Origin of the sequence: Enterococcus phoeniculicola ATCC BAA-412 (assembly GCF_000407505.1) — a bacterium.
Lineage (GTDB): Bacteria > Bacillota > Bacilli > Lactobacillales > Enterococcaceae > Enterococcus_K > Enterococcus_K phoeniculicola.
Genome location: NZ_ASWE01000001.1, coordinates 493,879 through 508,278 on the forward strand (window position 1 = coordinate 493,879; position 14,400 = coordinate 508,278).

16 protein-coding genes are annotated in these 14,400 nt (G+C 38.6%); all 16 read left to right on the forward strand.

The window, feature by feature from the left end:
- Positions 1-13: 13 nt before the first annotated feature.
- A complete protein-coding gene (gene cutC / locus I589_RS02215) occupies positions 14-2,545 on the forward strand; it encodes a choline trimethylamine-lyase (RefSeq protein ID WP_010769764.1) in 2,532 nt (843 codons plus the stop codon).
- 17 nt (positions 2,546-2,562) lie between these two features.
- Positions 2,563-3,513, forward strand: coding sequence for a choline TMA-lyase-activating enzyme (gene cutD, locus I589_RS02220; protein WP_010769763.1), 951 nt, complete (start codon positions 2,563-2,565; stop codon positions 3,511-3,513).
- Between the two features lie 12 nt (positions 3,514-3,525).
- Positions 3,526-3,870, forward strand: a complete 345-nt coding sequence (locus I589_RS02225; protein WP_010769762.1) for a BMC domain-containing protein — start codon at positions 3,526-3,528, stop codon at positions 3,868-3,870.
- Positions 3,867-4,277 (forward strand): EutP/PduV family microcompartment system protein, encoded by a 411-nt coding sequence (locus tag I589_RS02230; RefSeq protein ID WP_010769761.1) that lies wholly within the window; start codon positions 3,867-3,869, stop codon positions 4,275-4,277. Before I589_RS02225 ends, I589_RS02230 begins: the two co-directional genes overlap by 4 nt.
- Positions 4,278-4,321: 44 nt before the next feature.
- Entirely contained in the window at positions 4,322-5,464 is a 1,143-nt protein-coding gene (locus I589_RS02235; protein ID WP_010769760.1) for a 1-propanol dehydrogenase PduQ, read from the forward strand.
- On the forward strand, positions 5,464-6,009 hold the full coding sequence (locus I589_RS02240; RefSeq protein WP_010769759.1) for a hypothetical protein: 546 nt from the start codon (positions 5,464-5,466) through the stop codon (positions 6,007-6,009). The genes I589_RS02235 and I589_RS02240 overlap by 1 nt, the downstream gene beginning before the upstream one ends.
- Positions 6,006-6,842: an ethanolamine utilization protein EutJ gene (gene eutJ, locus I589_RS02245; protein WP_010769758.1), complete on the forward strand. Its 837-nt coding sequence runs from the start codon at positions 6,006-6,008 to the stop codon at positions 6,840-6,842. Before I589_RS02240 ends, eutJ begins: the two co-directional genes overlap by 4 nt.
- A 12-nt stretch (positions 6,843-6,854) precedes the next feature.
- A complete protein-coding gene (locus I589_RS02250) occupies positions 6,855-7,148 on the forward strand; it encodes a BMC domain-containing protein (RefSeq protein ID WP_010769757.1) in 294 nt (97 codons plus the stop codon).
- Positions 7,142-7,405, forward strand: coding sequence for a EutN/CcmL family microcompartment protein (locus I589_RS02255; RefSeq protein WP_010769756.1), 264 nt, complete (start codon positions 7,142-7,144; stop codon positions 7,403-7,405). Before I589_RS02250 ends, I589_RS02255 begins: the two co-directional genes overlap by 7 nt.
- 15 nt (positions 7,406-7,420) lie before the next feature.
- Positions 7,421-8,038: a cupin domain-containing protein gene (locus tag I589_RS02260; RefSeq protein WP_010769755.1), complete on the forward strand. Its 618-nt coding sequence runs from the start codon at positions 7,421-7,423 to the stop codon at positions 8,036-8,038.
- Positions 8,013-8,720: a BMC domain-containing protein gene (locus tag I589_RS18665; protein ID WP_010769754.1), complete on the forward strand. Its 708-nt coding sequence runs from the start codon at positions 8,013-8,015 to the stop codon at positions 8,718-8,720. Before I589_RS02260 ends, I589_RS18665 begins: the two co-directional genes overlap by 26 nt.
- Positions 8,721-8,730: 10 nt before the next feature.
- Positions 8,731-10,248, forward strand: coding sequence for an acetaldehyde dehydrogenase (acetylating) (locus I589_RS02275; RefSeq protein ID WP_010769753.1), 1,518 nt, complete (start codon positions 8,731-8,733; stop codon positions 10,246-10,248).
- Positions 10,249-10,265: 17 nt separating this feature from the next.
- Complete coding sequence (locus tag I589_RS02280; protein WP_010769752.1) at positions 10,266-10,919, forward strand: phosphate propanoyltransferase; 654 nt, start codon at positions 10,266-10,268, stop codon at positions 10,917-10,919.
- A 21-nt stretch (positions 10,920-10,940) separates the two neighbouring features.
- Complete coding sequence (locus tag I589_RS02285; RefSeq protein ID WP_010769751.1) at positions 10,941-11,219, forward strand: BMC domain-containing protein; 279 nt, start codon at positions 10,941-10,943, stop codon at positions 11,217-11,219.
- A 151-nt stretch (positions 11,220-11,370) separates the two neighbouring features.
- The gene (gene nox / locus I589_RS02290) at positions 11,371-12,696 is read left to right on the forward strand and encodes a H2O-forming NADH oxidase (protein WP_010769750.1); all 1,326 of its coding nucleotides are present in this window, start codon (positions 11,371-11,373) and stop codon (positions 12,694-12,696) included.
- Between the two features lie 838 nt (positions 12,697-13,534).
- A complete protein-coding gene (locus tag I589_RS02295; RefSeq protein ID WP_010769749.1) occupies positions 13,535-14,119 on the forward strand; it encodes a GNAT family N-acetyltransferase in 585 nt (194 codons plus the stop codon).
- Positions 14,120-14,400 lie beyond the last annotated feature (281 nt).

The following is a 14,400-nucleotide window of genomic DNA, read 5'->3' on the forward strand; positions in this document are numbered from 1 at the left end:
GTGAGGGAATAAGATGGATATAAAAGAGTTCTCAGCAAAACTAGCTGAAGCAACCAAAGAATTAAGTGCAGAAGAACGTAATGCATTAATGAAGATGTTTGCAACGGTCGCAGATCATACAGAATCACCTTCTGAGAGTTACTCTGTCAGTGATGCAACAGTAGTTCCAAATGGGATTACCCCACGACTTAGTGCCTTAAAGGAAAACTATTTGAAACAGGTTCCGACAATTACAACTCACCGTGCGCGAGTTATCACAGAGCTTGCCAAAGAAAATCCAGGAATGCCTAAGAACGTTTTACGGGCGAAGTCATTTAAGCGTTGCTGTGAAACGGCACCTTTAGTGATTCAAGATAATGAATTAATTGTCGGGGCACCAAATGGCGCACCACGTGCAGGCTCATTTTCTCCAGATATCGCTTGGCGTTGGATGGAAGAAGAGATTGATACCATTTCTTCTCGTCCGCAAGATCCGTTCCATATTTCTGATGAAGATAAAAGAATTATGCGCGAAGAGCTTTTCCCGTTTTGGAAAGGCAAATCTGTAGATGAACATTGTGAAGACCAATTCCGTGAAGCGGGTGTTTGGGAGCTTTCAGGAGAATCATTTGTTTCTGATTGTTCGTACCACCAATTAAATGGAGGGGGCGATTCTAACCCTGGGTACGATGTTATTTTGATGAAAAAAGGAATGTTGGACATCCAAAGAGAGGCGCAAGAAAAATTAGACACATTAGATTATGCCACTCCGGATGATATGGACAAAATCTATTTCTATAAAGCGCAAATTGAAACTGCTGAAGGCGTTATGATTTATGCAAAACGGATGTCTGAATATGCAAGAGAACTTGCTGAAAAAGAAACAAATCCAAAACGGAAAATGGAATTACAAAAGATTGCAGAAGTAAACGCAAAAGTTCCAGCGAACAAACCAGAAACATTCTGGGAAGCAATCCAAGCTGTATGGACGATTGAATCTTTATTGGTAGTTGAAGAAAACCAAACAGGGATGTCCATTGGACGTGTAGATCAATATATGTATCCATTCTTTAAAAATGATCTTGACTCAGGTCGCTTAACAAACCATGAAGCGTTTGAATTAGCAGGTTGTATGTTAATCAAGATGTCAGAAATGATGTGGATTACAAGTGAAGGCGGGTCTAAATTCTTTGCTGGGTATCAGCCGTTTGTCAACATGTGTGTGGGCGGAGTGACGCGAGAAGGCCGAGATGCAACAAATGAATTAACCTATCTATTGATGGATGCAGTTCGCCATGTAAAAGTTTATCAGCCATCTTTAGCCTGCCGTATTCACAATCGCTCACCTAGAGAATATTTGAAAAAAATTGTTGATGTTGTTCGTGCTGGAATTGGATTTCCTGCCTGCCACTTCGATGATACACATATCAAAATGATGTTAGCAAAAGGAGTATCAGTTGAGGATGCTCGTGACTATTGTTTGATGGGATGTGTGGAGCCGCAAAAATCAGGTCGTTTGTATCAATGGACGTCAACGGCGTATACTCAATGGCCAATCTGTATTGAATTAGTTTTAAATCAAGGAGTCCCGTTGTGGTACGGGAAGAAAGTTTGTCCTGATTTAGGACCAATCGCAACCTATAAAACATATGAACAATTTGAAGAAGCGGTCAAAGAACAGATTCGTTATGTCACAAAATGGTCATCTGTTGCAACTGTAATCACTCAAAGAGTTCATAGAGATCTTGCACCAAAACCACTGATGTCCATCATGTATGAAGGCTGTATGGAAAACGGAAAAGATGTTTCTGCTGGAGGTGCGATGTATAACTTTGGTCCTGGGGTTGTCTGGTCAGGATTAGCGACATACGCAGATTCAATGGCAGCAATTAAGAAACTGGTCTTTGATGAAAAGAAATATACTCTTGAAGAATTAAACAGAGCGTTAAAAGCGGACTTTGTAGGTTACGATCAAATACGTACAGACTGCTTAAATGCACCTAAGTTTGGAAATGATGATGACTATGCTGATTTAATTGCAGCAGACTTGATTCATTTCACGGAAGCTGAACATCGTCAGTATAAAACATTATTCTCTGAATTGTGTCATGGAACGTTATCTATTTCAAACAACACACCTTTAGGTCAATTAACTGGAGCTTCGGCAAATGGACGTAAAGCGTGGGTGCCATTATCAGACGGAATTAGTCCAACACAAGGCGCTGATTTTAAAGGCCCGACAGCTATCGTCAAATCAGTTTCTAAGATGGCAAACGATACCATGAACATGGGAATGGTTCATAACTTTAAGATTATGTCAGGAATGTTAAATACCCCTGAAGGTGAAGAAAGTTTAATTACGTTACTGAAGACAGCAAGTGTCTTAGGAAACGGGGAAATGCAGTTTAACTATTTAGATAATGATACATTGTTAGCGGCCCAAGAACATCCAGAAGAATATCGTGACTTGATTGTTCGAGTTGCAGGATATAGTGCATTCTTTGTTGAACTTTGTAAAGATGTACAGGATGAAATTATTAGTCGAACAATGTTAACTAAGTTTTAACAACGGGAGATGAAGAGATGGATACTCAAAACACTACGCTCATTGAGCGCTCGGCAATGGTATTTAATGTTCAAAAATATAGCTTGTATGATGGACCAGGGATTCGTACAATTGTCTTTTTTAAAGGCTGTCCATTGAAGTGTCAGTGGTGTGCCAACCCTGAAGGAATTGAACGAAGATTCCAAGTTATGTACAAAGAGAGCGTTTGTAGTGATTGCCACGCTTGTGTGGATGTGTGTCCGATGGGTATCCATTACATTGATGAAGAAGGTTCCCATCAAGTTCGACGTGATAGAGCATGTAATGGTTGTCGCGCTTGTGTAGATGTTTGTCCAATGGCAGCATTAAATATTACAGGTGAAATTAGAACAATCTCTGAGTTGATGGAAGTTATCCACGAAGATGATATGTTTTATGAGCAATCTGGCGGCGGTGTGACACTCAGTGGAGGAGAATGCACTGCCCAGCCAGAGGCAGCCCTTGCATTACTGCAAGCATGTAAAGCAGATGGATTACACACGGCGATTGAAACTTGCGGGCATTCAAGAATGGACCGAATATTGGCGATTGCCGAATATGTCGATTTGTTCTTGTTTGATTTAAAACATATGAATCCTGTAAGACATAACGAGCTTACTGGAATTAGTAATGAACGAATTTTAGAGAACCTAAAAAAATTATTAGAAGAAGGACATCAGATACAAATCAGAATGCCGATGTTGAAGATGATTAATGATAGCCAAGAAGAGATTCAACAAATTATTGACTTCTTACTTCCTTATAAAGAGTATCCAAACTTTAAAGGAATTGATCTGTTGCCGTACCATAAACTAGGAGTGAATAAATATGGTCAATTAGGCATGGAATATCCTGTTGAAGGAGATCCGTCTCTTCTGGAATCAGATTTAGATCGAATTGAAGGCTGGATTAAGGATTATGATTTTCCTGTCCGCGTCATTCGACACTAGAGAGGTGAAAAAATGTCTGAACTAATCGCTCAGCGTGTCATTGAAGAATCGGTTCCAGGAAAACAAGTCACTCTAGCCCATGTGATTGCAGCTCCCATTGAAGAAATCTATGAATCATTAGGTGTAGAAAACAATGGTGCTATCGGAATTTTAACTATTTCTCCTTATGAAGCCGCAATTATTGCAGCCGATATCGCTGGGAAAAGTGCAGGAGTAACAGTTGGATTTTTGGATCGATTTACAGGATCTGTTTTATTGAATGGAGATGTTGAAAGTGTTGAAGTAGCATTGGAATCAGTCGTCTCTGGATTGAAAAATTTATTGAATTTTGAAGTGGTTCCTGTGACGAAATCATGAAAAAACGAATCTTAATTGTTGGTGTCGATGATGATGAGAATCGCAAGGTAGCTCAAAAAATTGAGGCAACTAGTCAGCCTATCCGGAAACTAGCCAATCTTCTTTACACGAATAAAACTATCCTAGTACCAAGTGCGTATCTTGATTGTCCATGGATGCATAAACATATTATTGCCTTACAACAAGAAGCCAGCGAAGTTTTGTTTTTAGTTTCCATGAATAATAAAAAACGTTATCCACCAGGGTTTGCACGGGTCTTTCAAGTGCCGAGAAAAGGGGGAATCGTAAGTCACGTATCGAGGAAAGCAAAAAAAACAAAGGAACAAGCCGAACTTGAGCTGATGGAAATTGGTTGTCTGCCTCCTTATCTATCCATTGAGTTTGAAGAAAAAATAAGCAATCAATAAAAAGAGTCAAGAGATATAACTAACGAATGAAAGGAGGAGATTATTTGTTCAAACAATTTAAAATGCCGACAAAAATTATTACAGGAGTGGGGACTGTAAAAGAATTGGCAAATCTACCAATCAACCATCCCTTACTCATCTGTGACCCATTCATGGTGAAAAATGGAATGGCAGCTAGAGTCGTTCAGCTATTTGAAGCCAAACAAATAACTTGTCCAGTATTTTCAGAAATCGTCCCTGATCCGACCATTGAAGTTGTAACAAAAGGCTTGGTTGAGGTTATTAAACACCAGCCAGATAGCCTGATTGCCTTAGGTGGAGGTTCTGCGATGGATGCAGCAAAAGCCATCAGACAAATGGTTCAAACAGCAGATCAAACAGCAGAAATGCAACTGATTTGTCTTCCAACAACAAGTGGAACTGGAAGTGAGGTAACCGCATTTTCAGTGATTTCAGATCCAACAAATGAAGGGAAATATGCTTTGGTTGATGAGCGAATGATTCCAGATTTGGCAATTCTAGATCCTGAACTGACGGTAAGTGTCCCAAAAAATGTGACGGCAGATACAGGTGTAGATGTTTTCACGCATTGTATGGAAGCTTTGGCGTCGACAAATGCGACAGATTTTACAGATGCTTGTGCGGAAAAAGCATTGCGTATGATTTGGGAGGAGCTCGTTTGCGTATTTAACGAAGGGGAAGATTTAGCTTTAAGAGAAAGTATTCATAATGCATCTTGTTTAGCTGGAATTGCGTTTAGTGAGGCTTCACTAGGTATTTGTCATAGTTTAGCTCATGCCTTAGGGGGGAAATTCCATATTGCTCACGGGCGAGCAAACGCGCTATTACTTCCTCATGTAATCAGCTACAATGCAGGATTGGATTTGACAGAAGAGTGCCCAAGTTTATTGGTTTATCAAAGAATTGCAAATTTATTAGGCTTCACTGCAGGTACGCCTAAAGCGACGGTGCATGCATTTATTTCTGGACTGAACCGTAAATTGAGACAGCTGGACATTCCCAAAACAATTAGTGACTGTGGGATTGATTTTGAAAGCTATGAAGCGGCAATTCCTGAAATGGCTGAAAAAGCGTTGAAAGATCCTTGTACATCAACAAACCCTCGGAAGGTGACACAAGAAGAACTAGAAAAAATCTATAAGGGGTTACTAAGAGGTGGCTATTAATGCATTTTATTACGGAAAGTGAGCTAAGAACAACGTATCGAAAAGCACCTTTTCAAGAATTTACTTTAAAGCCTGAGGAACGATTGACACCAGAAGGAAAACAATTTCTGATTGATAAAAAAGTTGCATTAATTGAAGTGCGAGTATCTGAAAACGGATTAGAAGAAGTCGAAGAGTTACCTGAGTTTTCATTTTATAAAGGGTGGCTTTCTTGTGAATTATATGAAGCAGCAATTCTAGCGATGGATTACTCTGTAACGATGAGTCAAGAGCTATTAAAGCTAGAGCAAGAGGTTAATGAGATGCTTGGAAAAGAAGACGATAAAATAGAGTCTTGTATAGAAACAGTGTTCGAATCGGAAACTTTTGAACTAGAGGCTGTTCATTTGTTTAGTCACCATGGGAAATTATTAATTAAATTGAAAAAAATTGAAGAATTCATTCATTTAATCCATGCCAAGTATCCGCAATGTCAGAAGAGTTTACAAATGACAAATAAAAAACTGAATGAGTTTAGAAAACAATTAGTGGGAGCCGGTCAATGAAAGAGTATATAGAAGAGTGTAACCAGTTCGTTGCTGAATTTGAAGAAACAATTCAAAAACCAAAACTGCATCCTTCAAGCATTTACTATACAGGGGTCGATTTGGGGACAGCTTGTATCGTGCTTGCTGTTTTAGATGAAAACTATCAACCGGTTGCCGGAGCCTATCGATACGCAGATGTCGTTCGAGATGGCATGATTGTTGATTATATTGGTGCAGTAGAAATCGTTAGAGAACTAAAGGCAGAACTGGAAGAAAAGCTAGGCACAGAACTTGTATATGCGGCCGCTTCTTTACCGCCTGGCACAGATGAGCTTGACGGTGGAGCCATAAAAAATGTTGTCCAAAGTGCGGGATTTGAATTGACGAATTTGTTAGATGAACCGACAGCAGCTAACCAGCTGTTAAAAGTTACGGAAGGAGCCGTTGTTGATATCGGTGGTGGAACTACAGGAATCTCAATTTTAGAGAATTCAGAGGTAGTGAAAATTGCTGATGAAGCAACAGGTGGCACTCATTTATCTTTAGTGATTGCGGGTTCATATAAGTGCTCATTTCAAGAAGCAGAAACGTATAAACATGACCCAAAAAATCATGATGAGTTACTGGTAACACTGAAACCTGTTATCGAAAAAATTTCTTCGATTATTGTTCAGCAGACAGAAGGGTATGAGATACCAGCTATTTATTTAGTTGGAGGAACGGCATGTCTAAAGAATATTGAGCAAATCATCCAAAAATCAACAGGAATTAAGACTTATAAACCTGTGAATCCGATGTTTATTACCCCACTAGGGATTGCGCTAAGCTGTACAAATCAACTGATAGGATAGGAGGGGAAATTGATGGATTGTCGAATTATAAAATCACCTGGAGAAGGGACATTAGCGATTGTCAATCGTCGAAAAGGTTCAAAGGACACGCTGGAAAAGCCAGACGCAATTGGTTTGGTTCAAGGGAAGCTTATTGAGATGGTTTGTGCGGCAGATGTTGCTGAAAAAGCAGTCGGTGTAACCGTAGAAGATATTCGAGGAAGTTGTCCACAAAATATGGTGATGCTAGCGATATTTGGAGATACAGCCTCAGTGACTGCTGCTATTGAAGAGATTCAGAAGAAAGAGAAGGCTAAAAAATGGTAATTGCAAAGTTAATGGATACGATTTGGGCTACTCGTAAATCTGAAAAATTAAATGGCTTAAAGTTGATGATTGCAGAAATTTCCGGAGGCTCACGAGATGGCGAGCGATTAATTGTCTGCGATGTGATTGGTGCAGGAATTGGGGATAGGGTGATTGTGACTACAGGATCGGCTGCTAGAAGGATGCTTGAAGATGATCTCATTCCAGTTGATGCGGCAGTCGTAGGCATCATTGATGAAAGCTGCGAATCTGCATAAGGAAAGTGTGACAAAATGAAAAAATTAATTAGCCTAAAGGAAGTAGAAGGCTGTCATGAAGAAGGAACAACTTCTATCTTTGTGGATAGTCAAACGATTATTACACCAGCTGCAAAAGATTTAGCAGAAGAATACCATATTGAATTTATAGAAAGAGCTTGTCCAGATGTAGAGAAATTGGGAGGAGTCGGAAGCTTTTCAAAAGAGGCCTTGGTTGTTTTATTAAAACAATTTTTAGCGGAGACGGGGAATCAGCCGTATGAAGCGAGTTATCACAAGAGTGGCTTGAAAATTGTCAAAGGAACGACTGTTAAATTACAGCCTATAGAAGGCGATGAATCCCTTAAGAGTCAAGAGATTGTACATGCAAAAGAGCATGGTCTGACAGCCAATCTACTCTCTCTTGAAAATACTTGTTACAGTGAGTCAAGTGGTCAAGAGTCAGTCAACTACATTCTCACAGGTACAGTTGAACTGACCATTTCTGGAGAACGATTAGTAGCGTATCAAGGAGATACTATCTTTATTCCAAAGGGCACAAAAACGGACTGGTTAGTTAAAGGAATCGCGTCTGTTCTATCAACAAAAGTAAAGGAGCGAGCCGTAAATGAAGCAAGCAATTGGAATGATTGAAACACAAGGGTTGATTGGCCTAATTGAAGCAGCAGATGCCATGCTTAAATCATCAAATGTTCATTTACTGGGGAGCACTCAAGTTGGGGGCGGAATAAACACGGTCATGATTGAAGGAGATGTAGCTGCTGTAGAAGCCGCGATTCAATCTGCTAAAGCAAGTGTCAGCCTACTGGGAAACAATATCCTCCTTTGCGGACATGTGATTCCTCGACCTGAAATTACTCCTGAGACATTTGTTTCTTGTAAGGAACCAAATGCTACTGAAAAACAGCAAATGCAAAAATCAGCTCCTTTTGAGAAGGCTGCAGGTGACCAAGCGAAAGAGCAACTAAAAAATTCAGAGCAAACAAGTGAAATAGCTGAAGAAAAAGGAACAAATCAACAGAAACTAGAAAAAGAATCAGTTGAGTCACCAACAGTGTCTGAAAAAATTTTGAAGGTTGTTAAAGAGGAATTGAAACAAGAAGAGGAGATGCTGTCAGAACAATCCAAAGTTCAGAGTGTCAAATCTAAGAGTAAGGAGCAGCTTCAAGAGAAGTTTCAAAAAATGAAAGTAGCTGATTTGAGAAAATTGGCGAAAGAACAAAAAGAATTTAGTCGTCCAAAAAAAGAAATCTATCACATGAGCAAAGCAAAACTGATTCAAGCTTTGATTGATTCCTTAATTATAAATGAATAGAGGGTTTCAGATGGAAATAGTTGATAAAGATTTACGATCAGTACAAGAAGCTCGTGACTTAACGAGAAAAGGGAAAGTTGCTTCTACTCAAATTGCAACATTTACAGAGGAACAAATTGACCGTATTTTACAAAATATGAAAGCTGCAGCAAGCAAACATGCAGTAGATTTAGCAAAACGAGCAGTTGAAGAAACAAACTTTGGCAAAGTTATGGATAAGGCATACAAAAATCATGCCGCATCAACCTTGCTATATGAGGAAATTAAAGACCAAAAAACGATTGGCATCATTGATGAAAATAAAGAAAATGGTACCTTTGATGTTGCGGAACCTGTAGGGCTAGTGTTGGGTATTATTCCTTCAACTAATCCTACTTCAACAGTGATTTTTAAAGCGATGATTGCCTTGAAATCACGAAATGCAATTGTTTTTTCTCCACATCCGTCAGCATTAGACTGTACGAAAAAGGCGGCTGACCTATTAAACAGAGCAGCTGTTCAAGCGGGGGCGCCAGAAGGAATTATTAGTTGTTTATCTCTTCCAACAATGGCTGGAACTAATGAGCTCTTACATGCGAAAGAAGTGAGCTTGATTATTGCGACAGGTGGACCAGGAATGGTCAAAGCCGCCTATAGTTCAGGAAAACCAGCATTAGGTGTAGGGGCGGGAAATTCACCTGCTTATATTGAAAAGACGGCAGATGTGAAGTCAGCGGTAGCTAAAATCATGGCTTCTAAAACCTTCGATAACGGAACAATTTGCGCATCTGAACAATCTATCATTTGTGAGCATTCAAATTCAGAAGCAGTAATTCGAGAATTGAAAGCACAAGGCGGATACTTCATGTCTAAAGAGGAAACAGATAAGGTCTGTCAGTTACTCTTTAAAAATGGGTATGCAATGAATGCCAAATTTGTGGGTCGTGATGCACAAGTGATTGCCAAAGCAGCTGGAATTTGTATTCCAGAGGATACAAAGGTGCTTATTGGTGAGCAAGGTGGCGTAGGAGCAGGCTATCCGCTTTCATTTGAAAAATTAACAACTGTGCTAGCTTTTTATGTAGTTAATGATTGGGAGGAAGCTTGTCAGTTAAGTATTGATTTATTACAAAATGGGATTGGTCATACAATGAGTATTCACACGAATGATCGTGACATTGTTCTGAAATTTGCAGCAAAACCTGCTTCAAGAATCTTAGTAAACACAGGTGGAAGCCAAGGGGGAACAGGAATCAGCACAGGTTTACCCATTTCATTTACCCTAGGATGTGGAACATTTGGCGGAAGTTCGGTATCAGAAAATGTGGGACCTAAGCATTTATTAAATATTAAAAAGGTCGCTTATGGTTTGAAAGATGTGACTACTCTGGTAAAAGATGATCCAACCTTCAATTATGAAACAGGATGTTCTGTTGCACCAGAACTAGAGCAGCAGCCTGCAAGCCAGCAGATGGAAGTTCAGTCAGATCCTGAAATAGAAGACCTAGCAAATATGGTTCGTCAAGTGTTGGCAGCGATGAATCAATAACGAAGAGAGAGAAGACAATGGAAAATTATGAAGAACTACTGGGTGTATTGTTAGAAAAACTAGCACCAACGCTTCAAAATCAGGAAGTGAAACAAGAGGGTGAAGAAATTCCAGTGGGAATTTCTAATCGGCATGCACATCTATCTCAAACAGCTGTTGATAAGTTATTTGGTGCAGGATACCAATTAACGAAATTGAAAGATCTTTCACAGCCAGGACAGTATGCCTGTAAAGAAACCATCATTATTGCTGGACCGAAAGGCGTAATTGAAAAGGTACGGATTTTAGGACCTGTTAGAAAACAATCTCAGGTAGAAATCTTGCAAAGTGATTCGTTTAAACTAGGAATTAAAGCGCCTCTGCGACTATCTGGAGATTTATCGGGGTCTGCAGGAGCGACTCTTATTGGACCAAATGGTTCAGTGGAACTGAAGGAAGGCGTGATTGTTGCGAAAAGACATATCCACATGCTTCCTGAACAAGCGAAGCGATTTGGCGTCACAGATGGCGAAGAAGTAACCATCAATTTTGCCGGTCCAAGAGGTGGCTCGTTAAATCAAGTAGTTATTCGGGCGGTTGAAAATTCAGGTCTTGAGTGTCATATCGATACAGAAGAGGCTAATGCTCTTGGTGTCACACCAAACACAAACATTGTTATCCAAAAAAATTAATATAAATCGGAGGAAATTATAATGAAATCAGATGCTTTAGGAATGGTAGAAACAAAAGGATTAATCGGATCAATTGAAGCGGCAGACGCAATGGTTAAAGCGGCTAATGTCTCATTAGTCGGAAAAGAAATGGTCGGTGGCGGAATCGTTACTGTGATGGTTCGCGGCGATGTCGGAGCAGTAAAAGCTGCAACAGATGCAGGTGCAGCAGCGGCTCAACGTGTTGGTGAGTTACTTTCTGTTCACGTAATTCCACGTCCACATGCGGAAGTAGAAACAATTTTACCAGCGCAAGCATAAAAAAATGAGAGGGTGAGGTCGGGACAGAAGCAACTCCTTCGAAAATAAGCTGAAATTCCCAAAGATTTGAGGAACAATCTTCGTGAATTCCTTCTTATTTCTCGGAGCTGAATGCTTCTGTTCCGACCTCTTTTTGTATAGGAGGAAACAGATGAAAACAGTTATTATAGGAGCAAATCATGCCGGAATTGCAGCAGCAAATGTGTTGTTGTCTCAAGAAACAGGTCATGAAGTGGTCATGATTGATAAAAATTCTACTCTTAGCTATTTAGGTTGTGGAACCGCTTTGTGGGTAGGAAGACAAATTGATTCATACGAAGAGCTATTCTACACGAATAAAGAAGAATTTGAGAAGAAGGGTGCTCAGATTTCATTAGAGACAGAAGTAGAAATGATCGATTTTTGTAATAAAAAAGTCTATTGCAAAAATCAAACAGAAACATCCTGTGAAACCTATGATAAGCTGATTTTGGCTACAGGTTCTAGACCAATCTCTCCCAATGTCCCAGGAAAAGACTTGAAAAACATTCATTTTTTGAAGAGTTTTCAAGATGGGAAAACGATTGATAGCATACTTGATTGTACAGATGTTCAAAATGTTGCCGTAGTAGGTGCCGGCTATATCGGTGTTGAAATTGCTGAAGCGATGCAGCGACGTGGGAAGAATGTTCATTTATTTGATGGAGAGTCTGGGGCGTTAAGTAGCTACTATGATCCTGAGTTCTCAACTAAAATGGATCAGACATTAGCAGATCATGGCATTAAGCTTCATTTTGGAGAAATTGCTACGGCTTATAAAGGACGTGAAACTGTTGAAGCTATTGTAACGAATAAACAAGAATATCCAGTGGATCTAGTCATTAATGCAATTGGTTTTTTACCAAATAATACGCTTGGGAAAAACCATTTAGAAACTTTTAAAAATGGCGCTTATTTTGTTGACGCAACGCAACAAACAAGTGATCCTGATGTGTATGCAGTGGGGGATTGTGCAACAATTTATTCAAACGCTTTACAAAAAGAAACGTATATTGCTTTAGCAACGAATGCAGTACGTTCTGGAATTGTCGCAGGGCACAATATTGCCGGCATTCACTTAAACGCAATTGGGGTACAAGGCTCCAATGGAATTTCTATTTTCGGGTTGCACATGGTATCAACAGGTTTGACGGTTAAAGCGGCTGGGAAATTCGATATGGATGTGTTATACACGGACTACGAGGATTATCAAAAACCAACCTTTATGAAAGAAAATGAAAAAGTGCAAATTCGGATTGTCTACGAAAAGGCAACACGTCGTATAGTGGGGGCACAGCTATCGTCAAAAATGGATGTTTCAATGGCTATTCACATGTTCTCATTAGCAATCCAAAAACAAGCAACGATTGATGAATTGAAGCTACTAGATATTTTCTTTTTGCCGCACTTTAATCAACCGTATAACTATATTACAATGGCAGCGTTAGCGGCAGAATAGCCAACAGCTATTGTACGATGGAAACATTTAAGAGGCGTTCATTTGGCCAATTTGGTCGAGGTGAATGCCCTCTTTTTTTATTTACATGAAATCAAGGTGATGAATACGGAGTTAACATTCTTAGGTTTTAAGTCAAATTTAGTAATTCTCAACAAAAAAACCAGTTGAGGTTCATTGCTTATTTATTTGGCGTTTAAACTAAGTAAAAAATCTATACTTGGCAATTTTTGAAATTAGACTATTTATGTAATTAACTTTATTGATAGACTCCTCTAATAGACTATAACTATGAATTTAAAGAGAATCTTACTTCTTGATAACTGTTTTTTTATTATTTGAAATAGAAGGGATTGGTAACAACAACTTATTAATGCTAGATACATATGTGGATATTCTAGTAGCTAGCGCATCATGAATACTCCTAGAATTTCAATTTACTACAAACAATTTTTTACCTTCGTATACACGTCTATAGTATACCTGTCGTTTTTTGTCGACATTTACAGTTTTAATTGTTTGCTTTATGATTATATTTGTCGAGCGTCATTTAAGTGGAAACATTGATATGGAAATAATAAATTTTTTTATGACCCTCTATACAGATGTATTCTAATTGGATAGACTGCTTACGTATAATAAAAAAGAATTACAATGAAATCAGAAAACAAAAGTGACTATTGAGATACCTCAAAAAGTGAAATATTTACCTGAGATTGACTTTATCAGAATGTTGAGAATTATTTTGGATAATTCTGTAGAAGCAACCCTAAATTTATTAAATCAAAAGTTGAATACCAAAAGGAGTTTTATAAATACAAATTTATGGAGGTAGGATAACGTGAATACACCTACTTTAAAAACAGAGCGCTTGATTCTAAGACGATTCACTGAAAAAGATATGGAAGCTCTTTTTCTTATTTTGAAAGATAAAGAAGTCAATAAATTTTTACCTTGGTATACCTTGAAAAGTCTCGAAGACACAAAAAAATTCTATGAGAAAAGATATGCTTCAAAATATGAACATCCGCAAGGTTATGCATATGCTATCTGCTTGAAAGAAAATAACGTACCAATTGGGTACATCAATGTTAGCATGGAAGAAAATCATGATTTTGGTTATGGGCTTCGTAAGGAATTTTGGCACAAGGGAATAGTTACAGAAGCAGGGAAAGTTGTGGTAGAACAAGTAAAAAAAGATGGCTTGTCTTATATTACGGCGACACATGATAGAAACAATCCAAGAAGCGGCAAGGTTATGCAAAAATTAGGGATGACCTATCGTTACTCCTATGAAGAACAATGGCAGCCCAAAAATTTTCCTGTCATATTTAGAATGTATCAACTCAATTTTTACGGTCATACTGATTTTGTATATAAAAAGTATTGGGATATGCACAGCAATCATTTCATTGAAAAATTTTAAGTGCTATTACTATAATGAAAATTCTAAAAAAGTTTATCTACAGTCTGGAGGTCGGAACACTCCCGTTCCGACCTCTCCATGTTGTCTTATTGAAAGGAAATGCTTGATCGGATAATACCAGGTGTTTAAAGCAAATCAACTATTTTCTCTATAAATTCCTCATAGATACTTACAGTGGTTAAATTTTGTAGATTTTCAGCACCTGTTAAAATCATTGTAAGGGGCTCAAAAATTTCATTAAAAATATAGCGCTCATTTTTTTTGAAAGCCATCATTAGAAC

Bases quoted from the DNA above. Each gene is read 5' to 3' on its own strand.
- cutC (WP_010769764.1), top strand. From the start codon at position 14: ATGGATATAAAAGAGTTCTCAGCAAAACTAGCTGAAGCAACCAAAGAA.
- I589_RS18665 (WP_010769754.1), top strand. From the start codon at position 8,013: ATGAAGCAAGCAATTGGAATGATTGAAACACAAGGGTTGATTGGCCTA.
- I589_RS02275 (WP_010769753.1), top strand. From the start codon at position 8,731: ATGGAAATAGTTGATAAAGATTTACGATCAGTACAAGAAGCTCGTGAC.
- I589_RS02285 (WP_010769751.1), top strand. From the start codon at position 10,941: ATGAAATCAGATGCTTTAGGAATGGTAGAAACAAAAGGATTAATCGGA.
- I589_RS02230 (WP_010769761.1), top strand. From the start codon at position 3,867: ATGAAAAAACGAATCTTAATTGTTGGTGTCGATGATGATGAGAATCGC.
- I589_RS02280 (WP_010769752.1), top strand. From the start codon at position 10,266: ATGGAAAATTATGAAGAACTACTGGGTGTATTGTTAGAAAAACTAGCA.
- nox (WP_010769750.1), top strand. From the start codon at position 11,371: ATGAAAACAGTTATTATAGGAGCAAATCATGCCGGAATTGCAGCAGCA.
- eutJ (WP_010769758.1), top strand. From the start codon at position 6,006: ATGAAAGAGTATATAGAAGAGTGTAACCAGTTCGTTGCTGAATTTGAA.
- I589_RS02225 (WP_010769762.1), top strand. From the start codon at position 3,526: ATGTCTGAACTAATCGCTCAGCGTGTCATTGAAGAATCGGTTCCAGGA.
- I589_RS02255 (WP_010769756.1), top strand. From the start codon at position 7,142: ATGGTAATTGCAAAGTTAATGGATACGATTTGGGCTACTCGTAAATCT.
- cutD (WP_010769763.1), top strand. From the start codon at position 2,563: ATGGATACTCAAAACACTACGCTCATTGAGCGCTCGGCAATGGTATTT.
- I589_RS02260 (WP_010769755.1), top strand. From the start codon at position 7,421: ATGAAAAAATTAATTAGCCTAAAGGAAGTAGAAGGCTGTCATGAAGAA.
- I589_RS02240 (WP_010769759.1), top strand. From the start codon at position 5,464: ATGCATTTTATTACGGAAAGTGAGCTAAGAACAACGTATCGAAAAGCA.
- I589_RS02250 (WP_010769757.1), top strand. From the start codon at position 6,855: ATGGATTGTCGAATTATAAAATCACCTGGAGAAGGGACATTAGCGATT.